At 59.3% G+C, this 23242-nt stretch carries 21 protein-coding genes; 12 read left to right on the top strand and 9 right to left on the bottom strand.

Going from position 1 to position 23242, the window contains the following annotated elements; translation table 11 throughout:
- Positions 1-329: 329 nt before the first annotated feature.
- Positions 330-1367 carry an alpha/beta hydrolase gene (locus B5F76_RS04995; RefSeq protein WP_204218327.1) on the top strand — a complete coding sequence of 346 codons (1038 nt, stop codon included), beginning with the start codon at positions 330-332 and terminating at the stop codon, positions 1365-1367.
- 108 nt (positions 1368-1475) lie between these two features.
- Here the strand turns inward: B5F76_RS04995 and B5F76_RS04990 are convergent, their stop codons facing one another.
- The 9 genes from B5F76_RS04990 to B5F76_RS04950 form a co-directional block, all read right to left on the bottom strand.
- Positions 1476-1928 (bottom strand): Spy/CpxP family protein refolding chaperone, encoded by a 453-nt coding sequence (locus B5F76_RS04990; RefSeq protein WP_087351910.1) that lies wholly within the window; start codon positions 1926-1928, stop codon positions 1476-1478.
- 291 nt (positions 1929-2219) lie between these two features.
- Entirely contained in the window at positions 2220-4943 is a 2724-nt protein-coding gene (gene mutS / locus B5F76_RS04985) for a DNA mismatch repair protein MutS (RefSeq protein ID WP_087351979.1), read from the bottom strand.
- A 236-nt stretch (positions 4944-5179) separates the two neighbouring features.
- Positions 5180-5716 carry a lipopolysaccharide assembly protein LapA domain-containing protein gene (locus B5F76_RS04980; RefSeq protein ID WP_087351907.1) on the bottom strand — a complete coding sequence of 179 codons (537 nt, stop codon included), beginning with the start codon at positions 5714-5716 and terminating at the stop codon, positions 5180-5182.
- A 13-nt stretch (positions 5717-5729) separates the two neighbouring features.
- Entirely contained in the window at positions 5730-6224 is a 495-nt protein-coding gene (locus tag B5F76_RS04975) for an HIT family protein (RefSeq protein WP_087351905.1), read from the bottom strand.
- 363 nt (positions 6225-6587) lie between these two features.
- A complete protein-coding gene (locus B5F76_RS04970; RefSeq protein ID WP_087351903.1) occupies positions 6588-9350 on the bottom strand; it encodes a CBS domain-containing protein in 2763 nt (920 codons plus the stop codon).
- A complete protein-coding gene (locus B5F76_RS04965) occupies positions 9347-10381 on the bottom strand; it encodes a tyrosine recombinase (protein ID WP_087351977.1) in 1035 nt (344 codons plus the stop codon). The genes B5F76_RS04970 and B5F76_RS04965 overlap by 4 nt, the downstream gene beginning before the upstream one ends.
- Positions 10382-10567: 186 nt before the next feature.
- Positions 10568-10879 carry a YHS domain-containing protein gene (locus tag B5F76_RS04960; protein WP_087351901.1) on the bottom strand — a complete coding sequence of 104 codons (312 nt, stop codon included), beginning with the start codon at positions 10877-10879 and terminating at the stop codon, positions 10568-10570.
- Positions 10880-10969: 90 nt separating this feature from the next.
- Positions 10970-11533 carry a 2-amino-4-hydroxy-6-hydroxymethyldihydropteridine diphosphokinase gene (gene folK / locus B5F76_RS04955; RefSeq protein ID WP_239406966.1) on the bottom strand — a complete coding sequence of 188 codons (564 nt, stop codon included), beginning with the start codon at positions 11531-11533 and terminating at the stop codon, positions 10970-10972.
- A 61-nt stretch (positions 11534-11594) separates the two neighbouring features.
- On the bottom strand, positions 11595-12914 hold the full coding sequence (locus B5F76_RS04950) for a M23 family metallopeptidase (protein ID WP_087351897.1): 1320 nt from the start codon (positions 12912-12914) through the stop codon (positions 11595-11597).
- Between the two features lie 387 nt (positions 12915-13301).
- On the opposite strand from B5F76_RS04950, the gene B5F76_RS04945 reads away from it, so the two are divergent.
- The 11 genes from B5F76_RS04945 (at position 13302) to B5F76_RS04895 (ending at position 23178) form a co-directional block, all read left to right on the top strand.
- Complete coding sequence (locus B5F76_RS04945; RefSeq protein WP_275074534.1) at positions 13302-13913, top strand: protein-L-isoaspartate(D-aspartate) O-methyltransferase; 612 nt, start codon at positions 13302-13304, stop codon at positions 13911-13913.
- Positions 13914-13953: 40 nt separating this feature from the next.
- Entirely contained in the window at positions 13954-14838 is an 885-nt protein-coding gene (locus tag B5F76_RS04940; RefSeq protein ID WP_087351895.1) for an Mrp/NBP35 family ATP-binding protein, read from the top strand.
- 240 nt (positions 14839-15078) lie between these two features.
- Complete coding sequence (gene pgsA / locus B5F76_RS04935) at positions 15079-15633, top strand: CDP-diacylglycerol--glycerol-3-phosphate 3-phosphatidyltransferase (protein ID WP_087351893.1); 555 nt, start codon at positions 15079-15081, stop codon at positions 15631-15633.
- A 55-nt stretch (positions 15634-15688) separates the two neighbouring features.
- Positions 15689-15994, top strand: coding sequence for an FtsB family cell division protein (locus tag B5F76_RS04930; protein ID WP_087351891.1), 306 nt, complete (start codon positions 15689-15691; stop codon positions 15992-15994).
- A complete protein-coding gene (locus B5F76_RS04925) occupies positions 15991-17115 on the top strand; it encodes a tetratricopeptide repeat protein (protein ID WP_087351889.1) in 1125 nt (374 codons plus the stop codon). The genes B5F76_RS04930 and B5F76_RS04925 overlap by 4 nt, the downstream gene beginning before the upstream one ends.
- 80 nt (positions 17116-17195) lie before the next feature.
- Positions 17196-18794 (top strand): hypothetical protein, encoded by a 1599-nt coding sequence (locus B5F76_RS04920; protein ID WP_239406965.1) that lies wholly within the window; start codon positions 17196-17198, stop codon positions 18792-18794.
- A 105-nt stretch (positions 18795-18899) separates the two neighbouring features.
- On the top strand, positions 18900-19901 hold the full coding sequence (gene fbp, locus B5F76_RS04915) for a class 1 fructose-bisphosphatase (protein ID WP_087351887.1): 1002 nt from the start codon (positions 18900-18902) through the stop codon (positions 19899-19901).
- 36 nt (positions 19902-19937) lie between these two features.
- Complete coding sequence (gene tsaD / locus B5F76_RS04910; RefSeq protein ID WP_087351885.1) at positions 19938-21008, top strand: tRNA (adenosine(37)-N6)-threonylcarbamoyltransferase complex transferase subunit TsaD; 1071 nt, start codon at positions 19938-19940, stop codon at positions 21006-21008.
- Positions 21009-21204: 196 nt separating this feature from the next.
- On the top strand, positions 21205-21522 hold the full coding sequence (gene trxA / locus B5F76_RS04905) for a thioredoxin (RefSeq protein ID WP_087351883.1): 318 nt from the start codon (positions 21205-21207) through the stop codon (positions 21520-21522).
- An 11-nt stretch (positions 21523-21533) separates the two neighbouring features.
- A complete protein-coding gene (gene trxB / locus B5F76_RS04900) occupies positions 21534-22454 on the top strand; it encodes a thioredoxin-disulfide reductase (RefSeq protein ID WP_087351880.1) in 921 nt (306 codons plus the stop codon).
- Positions 22447-23178, top strand: a complete 732-nt coding sequence (locus B5F76_RS04895) for an outer membrane protein assembly factor BamD (protein WP_087351878.1) — start codon at positions 22447-22449, stop codon at positions 23176-23178. Before trxB ends, B5F76_RS04895 begins: the two co-directional genes overlap by 8 nt.
- Positions 23179-23242 lie beyond the last annotated feature (64 nt).

Raw genomic sequence — 23242 nt, 5'->3', positions numbered from 1 at the left:
CCGTGTTTGGGATTTTGGGACAGTGACAGTCTGTTTTGGCCTTGCAGGCACCCTGGGCACAGTCTGTCCGGACAGTGTGTAGTTCACGAAAAACTCCCGCAAGCGACGTCAGGGCCATGCAGGAGCAATCCTCAAAAAGGCAGTCTATCATGCAGACCCTGGCCTACGCAAACGGGATTTTTGCTCCATGCCTGCGCGATCTGCCCGGAAAACAAGGAATTTTTTGGCTGTAGCCTTTTGAGCGCAGTTGTGAAAATATGTCCCGCAAGGCGAGGGTGCCGGGCAGGATCTGTCTTGGGGCAGACCCGGGCCCTCCTTGTGGAGAGCGTATGAAAGCAAGAAAAATGGCCGCAGGCCTTGTCCTGGCAGGCCTTGCCCTATTGGCCTCAAACCCATCCCTGGCGCTTACCCTGCACGAGAGGGAAATCCCGGTTCCTTCCACTGTAAGCGACAGGATGCGGGAGAATGTCGCAAGACCGTACCCTGCGGACTGGCTTGTGAAGCCCATGTCCCTGGAAGAGTACGCAAGGGCACTGAGCGAGGCGAACAGTGGAAGTGACGAGAAGATTCTTGCGCTTGCCAAAAGCGCTGACGTCACCATGGAGGAAAGAACCATGGCAGGTGTCAGGGTCTACATGGTCACCCCAAAAAACATTCTTCCCCAAAACCGCGACCGTCTGCTCATCCATGTGCACGGAGGGGGCTATGTCTTCTTTCCCGGCCTGATAGGGGCAGGGGAGGCCATCTATATGGCGCACTACGGGGGGATACGCTGTCTTTCCGTGGACTACCGTCTGGCACCCCAATATCCCTATCCTGCTGCCCTGGACGACTGCATGGCCGTATACAGGGAGGTTTTGAAAAGCACACCTCCAGAGAAGGTGGGCCTTTTCGGGACATCTGCGGGCGGAAGCCTTGTGCTCTCCATGGTGCTGCGGGCGAAGATGGAGAAGTTGCCAATGCCTGGTGCCATTTGCCCTGCGACGCCCTGGGCGGACCTTGACAAGATTGGCGACAGCTACTTTGCCAACGAAGGTGTGGACAACGCGCTTGTGCGCTACGAGGGCTGGGTCGGGGATGCGGTGAAGGTCTACGCCCCGGGCATGGATTTGAAGGATCCCCTGCTTTCACCTGTCTACGGCGACTTTGCTGGCTTTCCCCCGACATTGCTTGTGGCAGGCACGCGAGACCTCTTTTTGAGCAATACCGTGCGCGTGCACGCAAGGATGCTGGAAGCCAATGTGGATGCGAGGCTCATTGTCCACGAAGCCCTGTCCCATGCCCAGTATCTCGAATCCTTTTCCGCTCCGGAAACAGTCTTCCATTTCAGGGAGCTTGGGAAGTTTTTCGAACAAAACCTGCGCTAAAGGCGTGTCACACATGCCACAGGTCCTTGTGTGGCAACAAAAAGGGAAGATCGTCGGATCTTCCCTTTTTGTTGCCGCCCCGTTTTTGGGGATCTTGCGGCAATGGCCCTACCGTATGCCTTCTTTTTTCATGTCGCGCTCAAGCTGCTCTTCGAGAGCTCGCAACTTGTTGTCAAGATCCCTGTATTCCCTGGAGAGCTTCTCCACTTCGGCCCTGCTGGCCCTGGGGGAATTTTCCAGGGCGCGCAGCTGGGATCTTTTCACGAACATCTGGTCACGCAAGGGTTCTGCCTTGGCATTGAACTTGTCCATGAGCCTCGTGTAGGCCTTGCGCTGCTTTGGGGTGAGATTCGTCGGCTCCCCGGCGCGGTAGTTTCCCCTCTCGTCCTGGTAGCTATCGGGAGCATTGTAGCCTTGCTGGTAGCCGCGATGGTGTCCGTATCCGCCTCCCGGACCGTCGCAGTAGCCGTGGGCATGCGCGCTTGTGACTGTGCCAAACGTGCCAGCTCCGAGAAGAGCTGCAGCGAGTGCGGGAACAAGAAGGTATTTTTTGCTGGGCATGGTTTGTCTCCTGTTCTGTATCCGATCCATGATGGTCTGATTCGTATGATCTGATTCGAGTGCAGTCCTGATATCCGGGCATTGGGCCCGCATGATGAGCACAGGTCACCCAAGCACAAACCGTGCCATTTTTGCAAAAACAGAACATCCACAGGATTGCGGAGGATTTTCGGGAGAACGTTTGCCGACCTGTACTGTTCAATAGCTGAACTATTGCTGAACAGAAGCTGAGCAACCAGACGGGCATGTGGCCGAAAACTGAACACCGCAAGCCCCGTCTTCTCTCCTGTCCTACGGGAGATTCTGTTCTTCGGAAGAGTCCGGGGTTTGATCCGGTTCCTGCCGGACCGGCATGCCCCAGATCTTCTTCCACTCGCTCAAAAGCTTGAGGGCAGCCAGGGGCGAGAGGCTGTCGGGATCGAGATCCCTCAATATGCTCACAAGAGGATGTGTTTCCGTCTGCTGCTGGCCCTGAACAGCCGGATCCGCCTGTTTCTTGCCACTGGGCTCTGCGCTGCCCTTCTGTTCCTGACCGGCCTGCACGCCGGGAAGGCATCCTGGCAGGAGCCCCGGGCCAAGAGCCTGGGAGACAGCCTTCTGGCCTGCCTCGCGCAAGGTCTCCAGACGTTCGAGCAGATCCCTGGCCCTGCTGACAACGGAATGTGGCACGCCTGCGAGCCGTGCCACCTCGACGCCATAGCTCTTGTCCGTGGGGCCAGGCAAAAGCTTGTGCAGGAAGACGATGTTCCTGTTGAATTCGCGTATGGCAACGTTCATGGTGAACACGCCGGGAATCTGGCCTTCCAGGCGGGTGAGCTCGTGGTAGTGGGTGGCAAAGAGGGTGCGCAGGGAGCCGCCGAAGCGCTGGGCCAGATCCTCGGCCACGGCCCAGGCGAGTGCAAGGCCGTCAAAGGTGCTGGTGCCCCTGCCGATCTCGTCGAGGATGATAAGGCTGTGGCGCGTTGCCTGGCGCAGGATGCGGGAAGTCTCCATCATTTCCACCATGAAGGTGCTCTGCCCCTGGGCCAGGTTGTCGGAAGCGCCCACGCGGGAAAAGAGCCTGTCCACAATCCCTATGGTGGCAGACTGGGCAGGCACAAAGGAGCCCATCTGGGCCATGAGGCAGATGAGGGCCACCTGACGCAGGATGGTGGACTTGCCGGCCATGTTCGGGCCTGTGAGAAGACAAAGCCTGCGCTTTTCGTCCAGGACAAGGCTGTTGGGCACGAAGTTTGCCTGGCCTACCATCTCCTCGATAACGGGATGGCGCCCTTCCTGGATGCGCAGGACAGGGTCTTCGCACAAAACGGGGCGGACCCAGGCGCGCTCGCGGGCACTTGTCGCAAGGCTTTGCCAGTAGTCCACCCGGGCCAGGGTAGACGATACGGCAAAGAGCCTTGGGCGAAGTTCGGCCACATGGGCGCGCAGCTTTTGGAAAAGCCTGTATTCGAGGGAGCTGCGCCGCTCAGCGGCCTGCACGATATTGTCTTCCAGGGTCTTGAGTTTTTCTGTCGTGAAGCGTTCTGCGTTGGCAAGGGTCTGCCTGCGCTCGAAGTCCGGTGGCAGCTCCCCACGCGCCTGGAGCCTTGAAATCTCGTAGTAGTAGCCAAAGACGCGGTTGTTGCCGAGTTTCAGGCGGATCTGGCCCACACGCGCCTGATCCTCTTCCAGCTGTCTTTGCAAAAGCTGCTCGCCGTGCTCGCAAAACTCAAGGATCTCGTCCAGTTCGCTGTCATACCCCTTGCGAAAGATGCCGCCCTCGGTGATGGCTGTGGGCATGATGTCCGCAAGGGCCCTTTCCAGAATACTGGCGCAGTCCGCAAGGTCGTCGAAGGAGGAAAGAAGGCTTGCAAGAAGGCGGGGTGTGTTTGTATTGTCCCCCTGAATGGCAAGCAGGGCCGTGTGCACTGCCGGCAGGCAGAGCAGGGTGTTTTTGAGGCTTGCAAAATCCCTGGGGAGTGCGCGGTTCAGGCAGATGCGGGTTGTGAGGCGTTCGAGATCGTGGACCTCGTCGAGAGCCTTTCGCAGATCCTGCAGGGCCTTGGGGGAGCGCATGAAGGCCTCGACGCAGTCCTGAATGTCGCTGATGCGTGACCTGTCGCGCAGGGGGGCCTTGAGCATGTCCTCCAGCATACGGCCGCCCATGGGGGTAATGGTCGCATCCATGGCATGGCGCAGGGTGCCCTTGCCTCGAGTGCCGTTCAGGCAGGAGAAGATCTCGAGATTGCGCTCCGTGACCTCGTCCACGATGAGGTATTTGCCCATGTCCATGGGGCGGAAGGGCAAGAGGTGATCGGGATCGCGCTTTTGCGTCTGCTCAAGGTAGGCCAGCAGGGCCCCCGCAGCCCTGGGCATGGGGGATCCCTCGTGCATGCCAAGGCTTGCCAGATCACTGACCTTCTGGCTGCGCAAGACCCTTTGCGTACACTGTCTTGCATCAAAGGCATTCTTGCCCCTGCGCACAAGGCGCATGGAGTCTGTCACAGCCTCCGGGGGAAGCTCCAGGGTGTCCTGCACGATGAGCTCGCGCGGGGCGTATTTTCCCACGTACTGCCAGATGCCGGCGAGGTTTTGCTCAAGCCCGCTCCACTGGCCGGTGGAGATGTCGGCCCACACGAAGGCAGCCCTGTCCTTGTCCACAACAAGGCAGCCGAGGTAGTTGTGCAGCTTTGCGTTGAGCTGCTCGTCCTCGATGACTGTACCAGGGGTGAGGATGCGGGTCACCTCGCGCCGGACAAGGCCCCTGGCAGTCTTGGGATCCTCGACCTGGTCGCAGATGACAATGTTGTAGCCCTTGTCGAGAAGCTGGCTTGTATAGGCATCTACTGCGTGCCAGGGCACGCCGCACATGGGAACGGAGTTGGGGGAATTCTTGTTGCGGCAGGTAAGGGCAAGCTGCAGCTCGCGGGCTGCAATGGGCGCGTCCTCGAAGAAGAGTTCGTAGAAGTCGCCCATGCGGTAGAAGAGGAGGGCGTCCGGATAGTCCTTTTTGATGGCAAGGTACTGTTCGAACATGGGGGTGATACGGTAGCCGTCTCCCCTCTCGATTTTTTTGTCCCTGCCTTGATTGCAGTCGCAGTCGGGGCTTTGGTGCTGGGTTTCCGTGCTTTCGGGCATGGGGTCTTCCTGTTTATGTGGATGTGCACAGCTTTCGGGGGCAAAGAAAACAAGCATGGCGGCGGAGAATTCTCCGCCGCCACAAAATTTGCCGGATGTGGGGTCAGCTTGCCCTTGCCGCCCCGAAGACTAGGCTAGGCGTTGGCCTTCTGGGCAGGGCTGGTTGCCTGCGCAGCGTCCATATCGTCCGGAGTCGTTTCGGTGAAAAACTCGTTGACCTCGGCCTTGTCCTTGGGTGTCGCGGCTTCCTTTTCGGCCTGCTTCTCTGCCTTGGGGGCTTCGGCTGCGGGCTTTTCTTCCTCGGCCTTCTTCTCGCGCTTGAAGAAGAGCTTCAGACGGCCTTCCTTTGGCTGTTCGGCGAGCTTTTCCATCTGGGCCACAAGCTTGCGCTCCTCGTTTTGCATGGCCTGAACGCGGAAATTGGCGCGCACGATTCTGGCGGAAAGACGCATCCTGTCCCAGAGCAGGGTGAGCAGGCAAAGAATTGCGCCAAGCAGGAAGGCTGCCAGAAGAACAAAGTAGAAGGGCAGTTCAATGCTTGTCATGGCAGGCATGAACAGAAGGTCCAGCCTGAAGGACAGGGTTTGTGAGAGCGAGGCCTGGTTCTGAAAAAGAAAGATCATCGCGACAAAGAAGATGAGAACCAGCACAAGCGCCTTGATATACCGCATGAATTATCCCTCCTCAGCAGTGTGTTGGCGCGGACGCAAAATAGGGTTTGAGGGCTTTGTAGGTGGAAGCGAGGCTTTCCGGCATGGTCCGCACCTCGTCCATGACTGCCATGAAGGAGGAGTCGCCGTTCCAGCGCGGAACCAGATGGAAGTGCAGGTGTTCGCGTATGCCCGCTCCAGCCGCCTGCCCAAGATTGAGACCGATGTTGATGCCCTCGCAGTGGAAATGCTCCTTGAGGACAGAAGAACAGAACTGGAGATAGTCCATGATTTCGTGGGCTGTCTCCGGGGGGAGGGCTGTAAGCTGCATGACGTGCTCGTAGGGACAGACCATGATATGCCCGTTGTTGTAGGGAAACTTGTTCATGATCACGAAGCAGTGCTTCGCCCTGTGCAGAACAAGGCGCGCCTCGTCCTCGTTCGTGTCCTTAGGCAGGCAAAAGACACATTCGTCCGGCTTGGGACCGAGAATGTAGTCAATGCGCCATGGTGCCCACAAGTGTTTCATAAAACCTCCCGCTGCCCAAAACCGCATGCATGGCATCCGGTACAGGCAACTTTCGAGAACATACTAAGTTTGCACCTGAACGGCAAGCACGTTTTTTCGCCATGGGCACGCATTTTTGGGCAATTTCCGGGAGACTAGGGGCCTTAAGGATCCTGCCCCGGGCATGGGCTGCGCAAAAGTGAGCAAAAGGGGACAGGGCAGGGAAAGAGGGCATACGGAAAGAGCAGATTTGCACCCGAGATGCGATGTTGTCCTGCAGGGCCGTTTGCAAGGGGAAATACTTTATGAAGAGCTTTAGGAATATTGAAGCAGTGCTTCAAATATAGTCTCTCTGGTACGGCTCTTTTCCCAGGAAGTGCCCAGTCAGGCTTGTGCCTGTGCCTGCGCCTTTCCCTGATCCTGTTCGGGTCTTGTCGCAGCTTTCTCTTCCTGCCTTGCAAGCTCTTCCTGCACCAGTCTTTTGGCCAGTTCGTACTGCTTTGAGGGGGAGTCCGCCTCGTGATCGAGCTTGGCCTGCAAAAGCCTGCGCAAAATTGCCGCAAAGGCAGGTCCGGGAGGAAGGCCCATTTTTCTCAGATCGCTTCCGCCTATGTCCGGCGTCATGCTGCGCCAGGTGGTGATGTAGCGGGAGAGAGTGCGCCTGATTTCGGACCTGTTGTCCACGGCCATGATATAGAGCACGCATTCGAGCGGCAGCTTTGCCAAAAGGGCGCAGACCTCGCTTGGCCTTGGCTCGCGCGAGGCAAAGAGCTTCTTCAATGGGCTCTTCAGGGAGCGCATGTATTCGCGGCCCTGCATGACAGTGTTCTTGGCAGTGGCAGGAAGTCCCAGGCGCCTGAAGCAGGTCAGGGTGTCGTTGTAGCTCATGGAACTTGTGAGTACGAGGAAGTAGACAAACCAGGGGCGTATCTCCACGTCGAGATAGAGCAGTCTGAACCAGCCGAGTACCCTGGCCATTTTGGGCAGATCCCTGGTCCTTGCCGGATTGAGGGCAAGCTGCGGGTGCAGGCTTTGCAGAATGCCGAGTTCCTGCAGGCGATTGATGGCAGACAGGGCCCGCTCCTCACTGCAGATATGCTCGAATTCGTGGAAGACGCGCGCAGGGGAGAGCTTGTCCAAAAGGCCCATGGCAAGAGCGTTGCGCACAAGCTTTTCCGTGGCAGGCCCGAGGCGGAAGTGGTAGCGCTGCTCGAAGCGCACGGCCCTCAGGATACGGGTCGGATCCTCCACGAAGCTCAGGGCGTGGAGCACGCGTATGACCCTGTCCTTCAGATCGCGCTGGCCGCCAAAAAAGTCCACCACCTGGCCCATGGGCTCGCAGTCCAGCCGTATGGCCAGGGCGTTGATGGTAAAGTCCCTGCGGTAGAGGTCCATCTTGATGCTGCTGTGCTCGACAGTGGGCATGGCAGCCGGGGACTCGTAGTATTCGAGCCTGGCCGTAGCCACGTCCACGCGCTGTTCCCTGCCCTTTTCGTCAGGGTAGAGCACAACACTCGTGAGAAACTTCCTGTGTTCGCGCACCCTGCCGTTCAGACGCTTGGCAAGGGCAGCCGCAAAGCCAAGGCCGTCGCCCTCGACAACAAGGTCTATGTCCTGGTTCGGGGTCTTGAGCATGAGGTCGCGAACAAAGCCCCCCACCACATACACAGGTGTGGCAAGCTCGCGCCCGAGCTCGGAAGCAAGGGTCAGAAGATGCAGGATATTGGCTGGCAGCTGGTCGCGCAGGGTCTTGCCCATATTCCGACTCTTGGGCTCGCCCTTCTTGTTCTTGTCCATGCGGCCAGGCTCTGCAGCGAAGATGCTGATGAGATCCGTACGGGTGACAACGCCAAGGACGATGTTTTCCTCCCTGTCCAGGATGGGCACAAGGCGCTGGTGCGAGCCCACGATGACCGTGGTGAGATCCTTCAGGGTGGCGTCCACGGTAAGGGTCTGCACGGGTTTCATCATGTAGTCGTCGATCTTTTCCTCGCTCAGGCCATGGGCCATGGCGCGCTGCGTCGTGACACTGTCTATGAGCCCCACGCACTTCCGTGTTCCCCGTGCAAAGATGGGGATGCTTTTGAGCGAGAAGTGGAACATGAGCTCGTCCGCCTCGGCTATGGTACGTCCTTCCTCCATGCCCACTGCAGGCGAGGTCATGTAGTCGCTGGCCTTGTTCTCGCCTGTCTGCTGCAGATAGAGGGCGTTCAGGATGGCGTCGTGCACCTCGGCAAGGCTCTTGTCGCGTATGCTGGCAGAGGCCGCGTTGATATGGCCGCCGCCGCCAAGGCTGGAGCACACGGCTCCCACGTTGATGGACGGCGCACGGGACCTTGCCACCACCTGGATGCGGTCGTCCATGCGGCCTATGGCAAAGAGCACAGTGAACTTTTCCATCTCCATGAGCTTGTGCGCAAGATAGGCAAAGTCCCCGAGATAGTGCTCGAGCGTCGTGTGCGCCAGCACCACCTCCTCGTCGTTGATCTTGTAGGATTCCAGGGACTCTATCATGCTGTTGAGCGCCTGCACGTGGGTGCGGGTCATCTCGAAGGCCAGGGTGTCGTTGATGATATTTACGTCCATGCCCTGGCGCATGAGCCAGGCTGCAGCCTCGTAGTCCTCGGCCGTAGTGGAGGAATAGGCAAAGGAACCGGTGTCGGAGTAGAGGCCCATGCCGAGCACGGAGGCTGTCCAGGGCGTTATCTGCACCATCTTGTCCTTCATGCGGGTGATGAGCAGGGTGACAGAGGCACCGGTGTTTGCAAAGTGTGTGAGGTGCGGGTGAATGTCGTCGCTTGTGTCCGGATGGTGGTCCCAGACCTCCACGCGGATGCCGGGATTGTCCAGAAGGGACCAGACGTGGTGCAGGCGCGAGCGCTGCCTTGTGTCCACCACTATGAGGAAGCCGTAACGGGAGAAGTCCGTGTCGCTGTCCACAAAGCGGCAGCCCTCGAGCAGATCGGGGTTCTTGCCTATCTCCTCGTAGAGCTTGTTGAGATTCTTTTCCTGGCTTCCCGGGTAGAGCAGATCGCAGGGCGCGTAGAGCCTGCCTGCAGCCAGCATGGCCGCGAAGGCATCAAAGTCCGCGTTGGAGTGGCAGGTTACCAGGGTCTCGGTGCGAAATTCTGGGTGTGGCAAGCTCATGTCCTGGTCCTCGGGTGGTAGAGTCTGTGCAGGCCCATGAGACGCGAGGTCTGCACGTGGGTGTAGATTTCCGTTGCCGCTATGTCCGCGTGTCCCAAAAGTGTCTGTACGCTGCGCAAATCCGCGCCGCCTTCCAGAAGATGGGTCGCAAAGCTGTGGCGCAGGGTGTGGGGGGAAACGGGGCGGGTGATGCCGCAGGCCCTTGCACAGTCGCGCACAAGGGTGAAGACGTACTGCCTTGTGAGCTCCTTGCCAAAACGGTTCACAAAGACATGGGGCGTTTGGGGCGCAAACAATGGCCTTGTGTGTTCGAGATAGTCGAGAAGTACCCCCTGAGCCCTTCCGTGTATGGGAACAAGGCGTTCCTTTGCTCCCTTGCCAAAAATGCGCAGCATGCCTGTCTGCAGATCGCAGGCATGCAGGGTAAGCTCCACAAGCTCGCTAACACGCAGGCCGGCAGCGTAGAGAAGCTCAAGCATGCAGGCGTCACGCCTGCCCCTGGGGCCTGAAGTGTCCGGAAAGGCTAGCATGGCCTGCACCTCGCTGACGCTCAAAAAGGTGGGAAGGTGCCTTGGGAGCTTGGGGTTCCTGTTCTTTTCTGTGGGATTTTCTCCTGCAAGCCCCTGCTCCACGAGATAGCCAAAGAAGGAACGCAGGGCAGCAAGGCGCCTTGCCTGTGTCCTGGCCTCGAGGCCCCTGCTGTAGCCCCAGGAAAGATAGAGCAATATGGTCTCCTCGCCAACGTTCATGGCTGCCGGGAGAGTTTCGGTGCCGGTACCTGCCATGTCCGGACGATTAGTGTGATTTTCCGAAGGGCAGGCCAGTTCCTGCACAAACGAGCAAAAGTCCCGCATGTCTTCGTCGTAGGCCGTCACTGTGGCAAGGGAGAGGCCGCGCACGGCAAGCAGATAGTCGAGCCAGGGGCGTATGTGCGAGAAGACAAGTGCAGGGGAAAGCCCGCCAGGACTCTCCCTCTCAGGGTCCAGGGAAGGCTTTCCTGCCAACCCCGGACGATTTTCCCCATCCTCCATGTGTCCGCGTGTCCCGCGTCTGGCAAACATCCTCAGAAATACCCCCAAAAGAATGCGTGTTCCCTCTTCTTGTAGCCTGTCACTGTGATGCGGGCAAGGTGCCTTTTTGCAAGCAAAAGGGGGACCCCGATGGCGGGATCCCCCAAAAAAAGTCGGCAAGGTTCGGGAATGGCGAAGGACTATGGACTAGTCCTTCTTCTCCTCTGCGGGAGCCTCTTCGATGACTCTGCTGCCGTCGGTCAGGCTCTTGATGAACTTGTCGCGACATTCGTAGCTGCAGAAGTGGTAGCGGCGCTCGCCGTCGCGCACTGTGATGCTGTCGTCAAGGGAGACATAGGCACCGCACACGGGATCCTTTACCATTTCCCCGGAGGCAACCTTCTTCTCCATTTCCTTCTTGTCAACCTTCTCCTCCTTTTGCCTTTTTTTGAGGATGTCGTTGGCAAAAAGCCTGTACAGTACATAGGCAGCCAGGGCCAGTATGAGCCATTTGATCATGTATAAGGTCCTCCAGGAAGATGTGGCGGAAAAATGTCCGGATCGGGTGTGCTGAAAATGGGGGACAGGTGTTTTCTGTCAGCCCGACCTCTATTGGTAGATCTTATTGCTTTCTGCATGCCAGTCAAGCCTGCCAAGCAGGGTTTGCACGTTTTCGCCCAAGATCTCAAGGTCCGGGTCAAGGTCTCTCAGAGGTACAAGCCAGAATGCGCGAAGAATGAGTCTTGGGTGGGGCAGGGTGCAGAAGGGATCGTTTGATGCGATTTTACCGAAGAGCAGGATGTCCAGATCTATCTTGCGCGGCCCGAAGCGCAGGGCAGGATCCGGGCTTCGCACCCTGCCAAGGGCTGCCTCAAGATTGAGCATGGCCGCCATGAGGCTTTTGGCATTCTCGATGCTTTCTTCCCCCGCAAGATTGAGCTCAAGCACCTGGTTGTGGAACCAGGGCTGGTCTGCGTAGCCCTGGGGCTCTGTCACGTAGATGGGTGAGGCTGCGCGGATCAATACCCCGGGAAGATCGGCCAGACCCTCGCGCGCCCTTTCAAGCATGAGGCATGCGTCCGTGCTGTTGGAGCCAAGGCCGACAAAGACCCTGATCCCGTTTGTGTCCTTTGCCTGTGTCGTGTCGTTCATGGTCTTTTGGGTGAGAGTCAAAAAAAGAGAGTCAGAAAAAGGGCCCCATGGCAGGGGCCCGAAATGCGGATGACAGGGGCGGCTAGTCCTTCTGGCTTATGCGGTTGACAAGGTTGGCAAGCCACTTCGGATCTATCCACTCCACGGGATTGACCTCAAGGCCGCCTACAACCACGCCGAAATGCAGATGATCGCCGAAGGCAAGGCCAGTGGTGCCGGTGCGGCCCACTATGGTGCCCTTGGTGACTGCCTGGCCCTGGCTGACGCTTATGGCGCTCAGGTGGGAGTAGAGGGTCTGCACGCCAAGGCCGTGGTCTATGACTACCACATTGCCGTAGATGCCCAGTTCCGCTGCATAGATGACAGTGCCGTTGTTGGCTGCAGGCACCTCGGCGTTGCGCACAGAGGCAAGATCAAGGCCCAAATGATAGGCCTCGGCAGCTGGCTGGCCGTTGTAGGTGAGCGTGCGGTGATCCGCAAAGTTTGCCCTGGCAGCGGATCTTGGCAGGGGCAGGAAGTTGCCTTCCCAGAGCTTGCCCTGTGCTGTCAGGGTGGAGAGCTCGCGCAGCTTCTCGATGTTCTGGCCGCGTATCTGGGTGTTGATGTAGATGTAGCACTGCAGGGGATCCGCGATCTGTGGGGCAAGGTGCCTGAGCTTTGCCTGTGCTTCCTGCAGGAAGGAGTCGGAAAGGGTCAGCTTGTCGTGACGGAAGTTGCGCTGGTAGGCAAGCACAGTGAAGCGGGTTGTGGTCTCGTTGCCGGCAAGGTCCGTTGCTGTCAGATAGATGTTGTTCTTGAATTCCTGGGGCGTGAGCTGGAAGGGGAAGGGGAAGATGCACACGTAGGAGCCGTCGGCCTGCCTGCAGGCAGGCACAAAGTAGCCGGCAATGACAACGCCCGTACGGGTCACGTCCTCGTCAACAGTGTAGCACACGGCAGAGGATCCGCCCTGCCAGACATTGGCAGGCCTTGTGCGCACGGCAATGCGCGGGGCAATGGGGTCGTAGCGCATCTCGCGTATGTCCGTCTTCGTGTTGCCCTGGCCAAAGCCGGCCATGGATGCGTCCGTGGCCCTGATTTCCAGTTCGAAGATGCCCTCGCTGAGCTTGGCACCCCTGATGGAGATGTTTTCGGTGATGCTGGTCCTGTCCCCGTCGTAATGCTTGCGGAAGAAGGAGGTGAAGACATTGTTTTTGCGTATGCCGACGTTGAGCTCGCGTATGCCCGAGGGATCGCTGACCTGGACGCTGAGAGCCGTGTTCTGGGACATGCGGCCATTGTCCGGGCTGATTGTGACAGTGGGACCGTCCATGTCCTTTAGAAAGGTGTAGGCAACTGCGGCTATGACGCCAAGAACAAGGACAACAAGGATATTGGGCAGCAGACGACGACGTGAAGCCATGGGCACTCCGGGTATGGGAACAGGTGAAATGGGGGGTGTGTGCAAGCAAGCCTGTCTTTTTCAGTCTGTATACCGGGAGAGCCCAAAAGGCAATGAGACGAGAGGAGAGTGGAAACCCGGCACCAGGGGGAGGTCCTGCAAGGGCAGGGCTCTTTCCGGCCTTTTCCAAAAGGTTTTCGGGCTGCAGGGGAAAGGATATGTGTCCATGGACAGAAGGGGCAATTTGTCGTACTTCAGGCTTGCCCGTGGCGCATCGGGCAATTTTTCAACGGCTATTTGTATCCTGCAGGAGCACACGTGCACGACCATGATCAGCAGAACCGGCCCGCCTGGAGCCCGGATCCCCCAAGGCCCGACTTTCCGAGGGTGGATCCGCGCAGGCTCAGGATGCGCATGGTGGAGCGCCTTGCAAGAGAGGGTATTTCCAACACGGCTGTGCTGCGGGCCATGGGGGCGGTTCCCCGCCATCTTTTCGTGGACGAGGCGCTCACAGGCAGGGCCTACGATGCGGCAACACTTCCCATAGGCCGTGGCCAGACCATCTCGAGTCCCTTTACAGTGGCCAGGATGACTTCGCTTCTCGATGTGCGCGAAGGCATGCGTGTTCTGGAAATCGGTACAGGATCGGGCTACCAGGCAGCAGTCCTGGCCTTTTTGGGCTGTATCGTGCACAGTGTGGAAAGGCTCCCCGAGCTGCACGAAAAGTCCACTGCGCTTTTGAAGCGTCTGGGCTGCACGGGGGTGCACACCTGGCTTGCGGACGGGACATTGGGGCTTCCGAAGCTCGCTCCCTTCGAGCGCATCATTGTCACCGCCGGAGGGCCAGCCGTACCCCATCCCCTGCTTGAACAGCTTGACGACAACGGAATCATGCTTATTCCTGTAGGCAACAGCAAAAACCAGCGACTCAAGCGCGTGTTCAGGCGCGCCGGCAGCTATTACGAGCAGGACTGCGGCCCTGCCGTGTTTGTGGATCTGGTGGGCAGCCACGGCTGGTAGGCCCCACGTCTCTAACCTCTAGCAACGAAGGAAGGTCTCAATGGCAGATTGTTCCCATTGCGGGTCGGCCTCTTCCTGCTCCTCAGCTGGCACCAAGGGCGCCTGTCCCGGCGACATGATGGCCAGACAGGACAGGCAAATCGAGGATCGCCTTTCCCATATCAAGCACAAGCTCTTCATCATGAGCGGCAAGGGCGGTGTGGGCAAGAGCTCGGTTGCGGTCAACGTGGCCTGTGCCCTGGTCAAGCTCGGCTACAGGGTCGGCATCCTTGATGTCGATCTGCACGGGCCGAGCGTTCCCAACCTGCTCGGCATTGGCAGCGCCCAGCTCATGGTCAACGAACAGAGCCAGATTGTGCCGGCCATGTGGAAGGACAGCCTCGAAGTTCTTTCCATGGACTCGCTTCTTGGCGAGGACAAGGACCAGGCAGTCATCTGGCGCGGCCCCAAGAAGACAGGCGCCATCCGTCAGTTCATCAGCGACGTGGCCTGGGGCGATCTCGATTTTCTCGTCATCGACTCCCCGCCAGGAACAGGCGACGAGCACATGACCATTCTGCAGTCCATCCCGGACGCCAAATGCGTGGTCGTGACAACGCCGCAGGAAATCTCCCTGGCTGACGTGCGCAAATGCATCAACTTCATCCAAATCACCAATGCCAAGTGCATCGGCCTTGTGGAGAACATGAGCGGCCTTGTCTGCCCCCATTGCGGCGGCCGCATCGATCTCTTCAAGCACGGCGGCGGCGAGGAGCTGGCGAAAAAGGACAGCATTCCCTTCCTGGGCGCCATTCCCCTTGACCTGCAGGCTGTGGTGAGCGCAGACAACGGCGTTCCCGTTGTCACCGTGGAAGGTGACAGCCCCGCAAAGGCGGCCTTCATGGAAGTGACAAAGAATATCGTGGCCCAGGCTGAAAAGGCCTAGGCTCGGCACATATCGGGGAGATCCCCAGAAGACAAAAGCTCCGGTTCATACCGGAGCTTTTGTCGTAGACGGGGCAAAGTGTCCGTCACGCGCCTGCAATACATCCGTGACCCTGCAGGCACGGCGGCAAAGTTTTGTCTTTTCTCCCTTCGGCTTTTGTGCTAAAGCCTTGAGGAGTATCTGCGTAGTATCCTTCTTTTTCATTTTTCCCATTCCCTTCATTCCCGGCAGGGACTTCCCATGCTCACGCTCGCCACCAAAATCACCCTCTTGCGCATTCTGCTCGTTCCCCTGGTCGTTGTTCTGCTCTACTTCGAGAGCAGGACCAACTGCATCCTGGCAGCCATAGCCTTCGCCGCGGCCGGCATTACCGACTGGATGGACGGCTACGTTGCCCGCCACCACCACATGGTCACCAACATGGGCAAATTCCTGGACCCCCTGGCAGACAAGCTCCTTATCTGCGCGGTCCTCATTATGCTGGTGGACCTCGGCTGGGCTCCTGCCTGGGTGGTGATAATCATAGTGAGCCGCGAGCTTGTCATCACCGGCCTGCGCACCATTGCCATAGACGAGGGCATAGTCATGGCCGCCGATCGCTACGGCAAGCTCAAGACAGTGCTGCAGATTGCCGCCATCCTCCCCCTGCTCATCCACTATCCCCTCCTGGGAATAGACATGCACTTCTGGGGTACAATCATCCTCTACCTCTCCATGATCATGGCAATAGTCTCCTGTATCAACTATTTCCGCCAGTTCTGGGTGGAATTCCAGAAGCTGCACGCAGCAAAGTAGGATCATGGGCAAGCCCTTCTCCCTGTTTTTGCCGATTGTACGGGCGAGGTAGATCATGGGTGTCCGTCTTTGCGTGCTCTGCCTTCTGATTCTTCTCAACTGCATGCTCTGCTACAAGGCAGTGTGGGGAGAAAACGGCCTTATCGACCACGGAGCGCTAAAGGAACAGCAGCTCGCTGCCGAAGAGGAGTGCAGAAAGCTCGATGAAGCCAACAGGACGCTGAGCAGAGAAATCAGGCTCTTGCAGACAGACGATTCCTATATGGAAAAGATGGTCCGCGAGCGCCTGCACTATTTGCGCGACAACGAAATTCTCTATCTGTTTGACGATGCGGACACTGCCTCTGGAGGCGCACAATGAACATGAAGATCGGCTGGTACAGGGAAGTTCTGGAGCTCGAACCCGACTCCAGGCTCTTTTTGCCCCTGGCAAGGCTCCTTGCCGAGGAGGGCGAGGTCGAGGAAGCCTGCAGGGTCCTTGGCGAGGGTCTTGTCAGACACCCCACCTTTCTTGAGGCCCGGCTCACCTATGTGGATCTTCTGCGCAGGGCGCGTCTGGACGACGAGGGCAAAAGGCAGCTGGAAAGCCTTGTCTCCTCGCTTGCCGCGCACGACGGGTTCTGGCAGACATGGGCTTCGGGCACTGCAGACAAGGGAGAGCTGGACGCATCCCTTGCCATCAGACTGCTGGCCCTTGTGGTGCGCGGAGTGAAGCTGGATCTCGCGGACATCTTGCGCCGCGGCATAGAAAGCCTCGAGGCAGAGTGCAGGGCATTTGACTTGCAGGACAAAATGGGCGATCAAGCGGAGATCCTTCCCGTGGCCCGGGAAAAGTCCGCAAGGCCCGGCCCAGCAGACGAGCCCTTGGCCCGTCCCATGGCTACGCCCCTGAAACCGGCTCACGCCAATGCCCACGCGGATGCCAGTGCAGCGCCCCAGGCTGCAGGCCCAGCTTTAGCCAAGGCTGCTCCCGCAGGAGAAGATCTTGTCGCTTCTCCCGGGGAGGCTCAGGATGTTTCGGACATTTTCGAACTGACCGAACCCGCGGCAGTTGCGGCGCAAGACAGGGCTGCTTCTGTCATGGAACAGGGCGAACAGGACGTGCCCCAAATTGCGGATGCGTCTTTTGTCGAAGGGGCAGACGACGAGGCCAGCGAAGCCGGGGACGACGAAGGCCCTTGGCCGCCGCGTACGCGCACCATGGCCGAGGTTTTGGCCGAGCAGGGCGACATCGACGCTGCCTGCGACATCTATTCCGAACTTGAGGCAAGGGCCGCAAATTCCGCCGAGGCCATGGAGTACGGAGCAAGGCGCGAGGAACTTCTTGCCCGCAGAAGGGATATGGAAGCCCAGCGCATCCTCGACGCGGCGGATGCGGTCGAGGACCGGGACGACCCGGCCCCCATTCCGGCACGGCTTGGCCCCGAGAGTCTCGGCATGCTCAATGCCCTTGTGAACAGCCTGCAAAGCAGGGTTCACTAGGCCCCACATATTTCACCTTCCCCAAACGCACCAGGAATCCCTGCCCATTGGGCAGGACGGACGATCAAAAGGAGTGCAATGTGCAAACTCCGCTGAAAAGGAGCCTTTCTCTGGCATTGCTTGCCGCCATGCTGACCTCCGGGGCAGCGTGCTCCAGCTATCAGCCGACCAAGAATGTCTGGAAGGGCACCAAGGACCTGTGGTACGAATACGTGAGCCCTCCGGCCTCCATCGACTACAGCGAGACCGGAAAGTTGACTGCCCAGGGCCAGGCCCTTGTGGACGGCATGATGGGCGTCGACATCGAGCTGGCCAAGCTTGAGCGCCTCATGACCAATGCCGACAGACCCCCGACCCGCGGCTGGCTGAACGGCTTCTTCAACGAGGTCCCATGGGTGGACGGCTTCACCGGTCTGAGGGCCGACGGCACTGTGCTTGGCACCGAGGTGCCTGCAGGCAAGCCCCAGGTTACGGTGGACTACGTGCCGCTGCTCTACGAGCCCGCAAAGCAGAGCACCAGGGCCCTGCGCGGAGACATGCAGCAAACCACCATTGGCCCTGTGGTCGTCCTTGCCGCACCATTGTACGACGGCATCGACTTCCTTGGCGTAGTGGCCACCTATTTCCGCATCTCCTCCATCATCGACAGGGTGAAAAAGCCCGACAGTGTGGTGGTCTTCACTCCCCACGGCCTTTTGTGGAGCCCGTACGAGTACGGCGCAACGCCCATGGCCGGCATAGACTGGAACCAGTCCGTGACCAAGGCCAGCTCCGGTGTGGTAAGCAACGAGCGCGGCTCCTTTGTCTATCAGGTGCGCTGGCTGGGCAACCTGCCTCTCATCTTCGCAGTTGCCGACAAGGGCGATTTCCCGAAGAGCACGGGATCCCTTGCAGGCAGCGAAAAGTATTTCCCGAAGCGCGAGAAGCTTCCGGTTCCGCCTCTCAAGGAACGCACGCGTCCTGCCCAGAGCTCGGGCGCGGAATTCCTGCCTCCGCAGCCGGGCCAGGAAGCCAAGGCGCACCAGGGAGGAACCTCTGCCCACGACATCGAGGCAGGAAGCTCCGACTCCATGCTTTTGCAGGAACCCGCGGCACCGGTACGCAAGAGCAGGGTCGCAGAGCGCGACCTCGAGGGCGAGAACACGACCTACAAGCCCAGGCCCAGGCCGCGTGCACAGCAGCGCAGGCTGCCTCCCATCATCATTCCCGACATGCCCGAAGAGGCACCGGCACCGGCTCCGGAGTTCGAGCGCCCGAGCCCCTTCGGTCCCAGGAAGGCCCAGCCGGAGGCAACAGAGCCGGCTGCAGCAACACCCGAGGCAGCACAGACAGCTCCCGAGGCAGCACCCGGGACTACTGCAGCACCTCAGGTTTCGGCACCAGCTGCCCAGACACCGGCAGCCACCCTGTCTGGCGGAAGGCCCTCGCCCTTTGGCCCGCGCCCGACCCAGGCTCCGGCGGCCGAGACCCCGGCTCCTTCGGCCCAGCCGCAGACTGCACCAGAAGCCCCGGCGACATCTGCCGCGCCTGCAGCCCAGCCCGCTGCGCCAGCGCAGCCTGAAGTCGAGGCTGCTCCGAGCCAGGCTCCTGCCATGCTTCCAGGCGGCAGGCCCTCGCCCTTCGGGCCCAGGCCCGCACCGGCAGCTCCCGACGCGCCTGCCGAAACTCCTGCCCAGTAAAAAGAACGTCTTGCCCCCTTGTCCCGGACGGGACAGGGGGGTATTTGTCAGGATATTCCCAATCCCTGGTTTTCGGGACAACCCTCAAGCCAAAGGAAGAAGCTTATGGCCGATGTTACCGTTACCGAACACATACTCTTGCACCAAAAGCGCATGCCCCATGCCACAGGCAAGTTCACGGGTCTGCTCTATGACCTCATCCTTTCCGGTAAGTCCATTTCCCGGCGCATCAATCAGGCAGGCCTGCTCGATATCCTCGGCGGCACGGGCGTGATCAACGTGCAGGGCGAGGCAGTGCAGAAAATCGACGACATTGCGAACCGCCTGCTCATCTACCGCATGGAGCGCTGCGGCGCCATGTGCGCCATGTCGAGCGAGGAAAACCCGGATCTCATCCGCATCGGGCCCGAATTCCCCCGCGGTGACTACATCATGATCTTCGACCCCCTGGACGGATCGTCCAACATGGATGTGGATGTCAACATCGGCACCATCTTCTCCATCTACAGGCGCCCAGAGGGCTGCACTGGCGAGGTGAAACTGGAAGAAGTGCTGCGTCCAGGCACAGAACAGGTGGCAGCCGGCTACTTCCTCTACGGCCCCTCCACCATGCTTGTGCTTTCCACAGGCGACGGCGTGCACGGCTTCACCCTTGACCCCGGTGTTGGCGAATTTCTGCTCTCCCACCCCAACATGCGCATTCCCGAACAGGGCTGGATCTACTCCTGCAACGAGGGCTATCGCGAAAAGTGGTCCAAGGCAGCCTTCGAGTCCGTCGAATACTTCCACAAGGCTCCCTCCTCTAAGGGCGGCGCCTATTCCTCGCGCTATGTGGGCTCCCTGGTTGCGGACTTCCACCGCACCCTCATCTACGGCGGCATCTATCTCTACCCCGAGTACGAGGGACGCCCCAACGGCAAGCTGCGCCTCATGTGCGAGGCCAATCCCCTGGCCTTCCTCTGCGAACAGGCAGGCGGAGCAGCCTCGGACGGACGCATGCGCATTCTGGAAAAGCAGCCCGACGCCCTGCACTGCAGAACGCCTCTCTTCATAGGTTCGAAGAAGGACGTGGCCGCAGTCGAGGAAATCTACAGGCGCAATGCCTAGCGCAAGGCCTTTTGGCACACGCAAGAAAAGAGCGATATGCTTGTTCTGGGAATAGAATCTTCCTGCGACGAAACGGGCCTTGCCCTTGTGCGCGACGGAAGGCTGGTGGATCACGTGCTGGCAAGCCAGGCGGACATTCACGCCCTGTTCGGGGGTGTGGTGCCAGAGCTTGCGAGCCGCGAGCATCTGCGCTTCATTGGCGGTCTCTACGACATCCTTATGGAGCGTCAGGGGCTCGGGGCCGAGGATCTCGATGCCGTGGCCGTGGCCAGGGGGCCTGGCCTTCTGGGCTGCCTGCTTGTGGGCATGGCCTTTGCCAAGGGGCTGTGCCTGGGCTGCAAGGCTCGTCTTGTCGGCGTCAACCACCTGCACGCACACCTTCTGGCTGCGGGCATAGGACACGAGCTGGAATTTCCGGCCCTGGGTCTTCTTGTTTCCGGCGGGCACACCAATATCTACCATCTGGCATCAGAGGTGGAGATAAGGCAGCTTGGAAGGACACTGGACGACGCGGCAGGAGAGGCTTTCGACAAATGCGGCAAGGTCCTGGGCCTTGCCTATCCGGGCGGCCGACTGCTCGATGCCCTGGCACGCAGGGGAAAGGCTCATCCTTCCATGTTCCCACGGCCCTATCTGGACAACGACAACCTCGACTTCAGCTTCAGCGGTCTCAAGACAGCAGCTGCCCTGTATGCGTCTGCAAACTTTGCCCCCGACGCCTGGCCAAGGCCCCTGGAAAGGGTGGACGATGCGCCGCAGGAATTGTGCGACATGTGTGCGTCCTTCAATCTTGCCGTGGTGGAAACGCTTGTGGCCAAGGTGGAGCGCGCGCTTTTGCGCCATCCTTCTGTCCACAACCTTGTTGTGGCAGGCGGAGTTGCCGCAAATACCCTCTTGCGCAGCCGCATGGAAAGGCTCATGGAGGAGCGGGGAGGGCGCATAGCCATGCCGGATCCGGCTCTTTGCACGGACAATGCAGCCATGATAGCCCACGCAGGCTATCTTTTGCATGCCAGGGGCCTTTCAAGCCTGCTCGATCTCGAGGCCATTCCCAGGGGGCGTGTTATCCCGGACGACCTTGTCTGCACAGGCAATGCCTGTGTCTGAGCCGACAGGAAAAGGCTGCGCGGATTTTCGCTCCGGGGCATGCAGGCCCTGCCCAAAAGGCCGATCTTCCCTTGACAATACGGGAAGGCGTCTCTATGTCTAGACAGTCCTCAGGACTGTCCCTTGCGGACTTTCGAAAGACATCCCAACAACTGCAAACAGCCCGAAGCCTGCTTCGGGATCAAGGAGTATACCAATGGCTGATCAGATCACCGATGCCGCATTTGACGAATCCGTTCTCAAATCCGATCTTCCCGTCCTGGTGGATTTCTGGGCACCCTGGTGCGGTCCCTGCCGCGCAGTGGGCCCCATTGTGGATGAAATCAGCAAGGACTACGCAGATCGCCTGCGCGTGTTCAAGATGAACGTGGACGAGAACTCCATCACTCCCGCCAAGTACGGCATCCGCGCCATCCCCACCCTGATCATCTTCAAGAACGGCCAGGTAGCCGCTCAGCACACCGGCTCCATGCCCAAGGAAGAAATCTGCAAGATCCTCGAGACCGTTCTCTAGGAGTCTGCGCGATGGGCACCTTTGACACAGCTGTCATAGGCGGCGGGCCTGCGGGCATCACTGCCGCCATGTATCTTGTCCGCTCCGGCTGCAGTGTTGTGCAGTTCGAGTCTCTGACCCTGGGCGGGCAGGTGCTGACAACAGACAGCCTCGAGAACTATCCCGGCTATCCCAAGGGAATCAAGGGCTGGGAGCTTGCGGACCTCTTCGCTGCCCATCTGGACGGGCTCGAAATCGAGCGCAGGACCAGCGCGGTCCTGGGTATCGAGGGCGAGGCAGGCAAATTTGTCCTGCAGACCTCCGAGGGACCGGTGAACGCGAGGACTGTGGTCATAGCCTCCGGCGCCTCCCACAGGCCCCTGGGCATCGAGGGCGAGGTGCGTCTCAGAGGCAGGGGCGTGTCCTATTGCGCCATCTGCGACGGCAACTTCTTCCGCGGACGTCCCGTGGCTGTGGTAGGCGGTGGCAATTCGGCGCTTGAAGAAGCCCTGTACCTTTCGAAGATCGTCTCGAAGCTTTACCTCATACACAGGCGCGACGAGTTCCGTGCAGCGGAAATCTACCAGAAGCGCGTGCGCGAGGCCGGCAACATAGAGCTTGTTCTTTCTTCCGTTGTGGACAGCCTGCACGGGGAGTCGGATCTCGAGGGGATCACCGTGAAGGATGTGAAGACCGGGGCCTTGCGCGATCTTGCCGTGGACGGTCTCTTTGTCTTCGTGGGCATGCAGCCGAACACCGGTTTTGTGCCTGCCGGCATGCATCTCGAGAAGGGCTTCATAGTCACTGACAATGAAATGCGCACCTCCATTCCCGGCATCTTTGCTGCCGGAGACGTGCGCGAGAAACTCTGTCGGCAGGTTGTCACTGCAGCAGGTGACGGCGCCACAGCGGCGCAGGCTGCCTTTGTTTTCCTGGAACAGCTCAATGCTTAACAATCTGCTACGCTCACTGCTCCTCTGCATGTCCCTGACCCTTGCCACAGGCTGCGGCATCATAGACATGATCTATCTGCCGCCTGCCGAAGACACGGCCCAGGAAATCTTTGAAGCAGGCAACGACGCCATGGCCGAGAAGAACTATGTGCGTGCCGTGGAGCTCTACAACAAGCTGCGCGACGCCTATCCCTTCTCGCCCTACACGACGGATGCCGAACTCTCCCTTGCCGACGCCTACTATCTGGATGGCGAGTATGTGCTTGCTGCCGAAAGCTACAAGGACTTCGAATCCCTGCACCCAAGGCACAAGGCCATAGAATACGTCATCTACCAGATAGGCATGTCCCTGCAGCGTCAGTTCCGCTCCATAGACAGGCCTACCACGGAACTGCAGGAAGCTGTGGCCTACTACCAGAGGCTTCTGCAGCAGTATCCCTCCTCGCAGTACGCCAAGGCCGCGCAGGAGCGCATACTCGAATGCCGCAAGGCCATGGCAGAGCATGAACTCTACATTGCGGACATGTTCTGGCACATGAACAAGTTCGGTCCTGCCTGGCACCGCTACACCTATGTGTCCGAGAACTTCAAGGACGTTCCCGAGGTTGCCAACCACGCTGCCTCAAAGTCCGTGGTCGCCTACCACGAGTACACGAAGCAGCGCAACGAGGAGCGGCGCGAAAGCCGCGAGGGAACCTGGAAGGACTGGTTCCGCTGGCTCTAGAAAGACAAGACAGAAAATACAAGGAAGGGGACTTTCGGGTCCCCTTTTTTTTGTCCCCAAAAAA

Origin of the sequence: Desulfovibrio sp. An276 (assembly GCF_002159665.1) — a bacterium.
Taxonomy (GTDB): Bacteria; Desulfobacterota; Desulfovibrionia; order Desulfovibrionales; family Desulfovibrionaceae; genus Desulfovibrio; species Desulfovibrio faecigallinarum.
The sequence above is the reverse complement of the archived record's forward strand: the minus strand, read 5'-3'. Positions and strand labels throughout refer to the sequence as shown.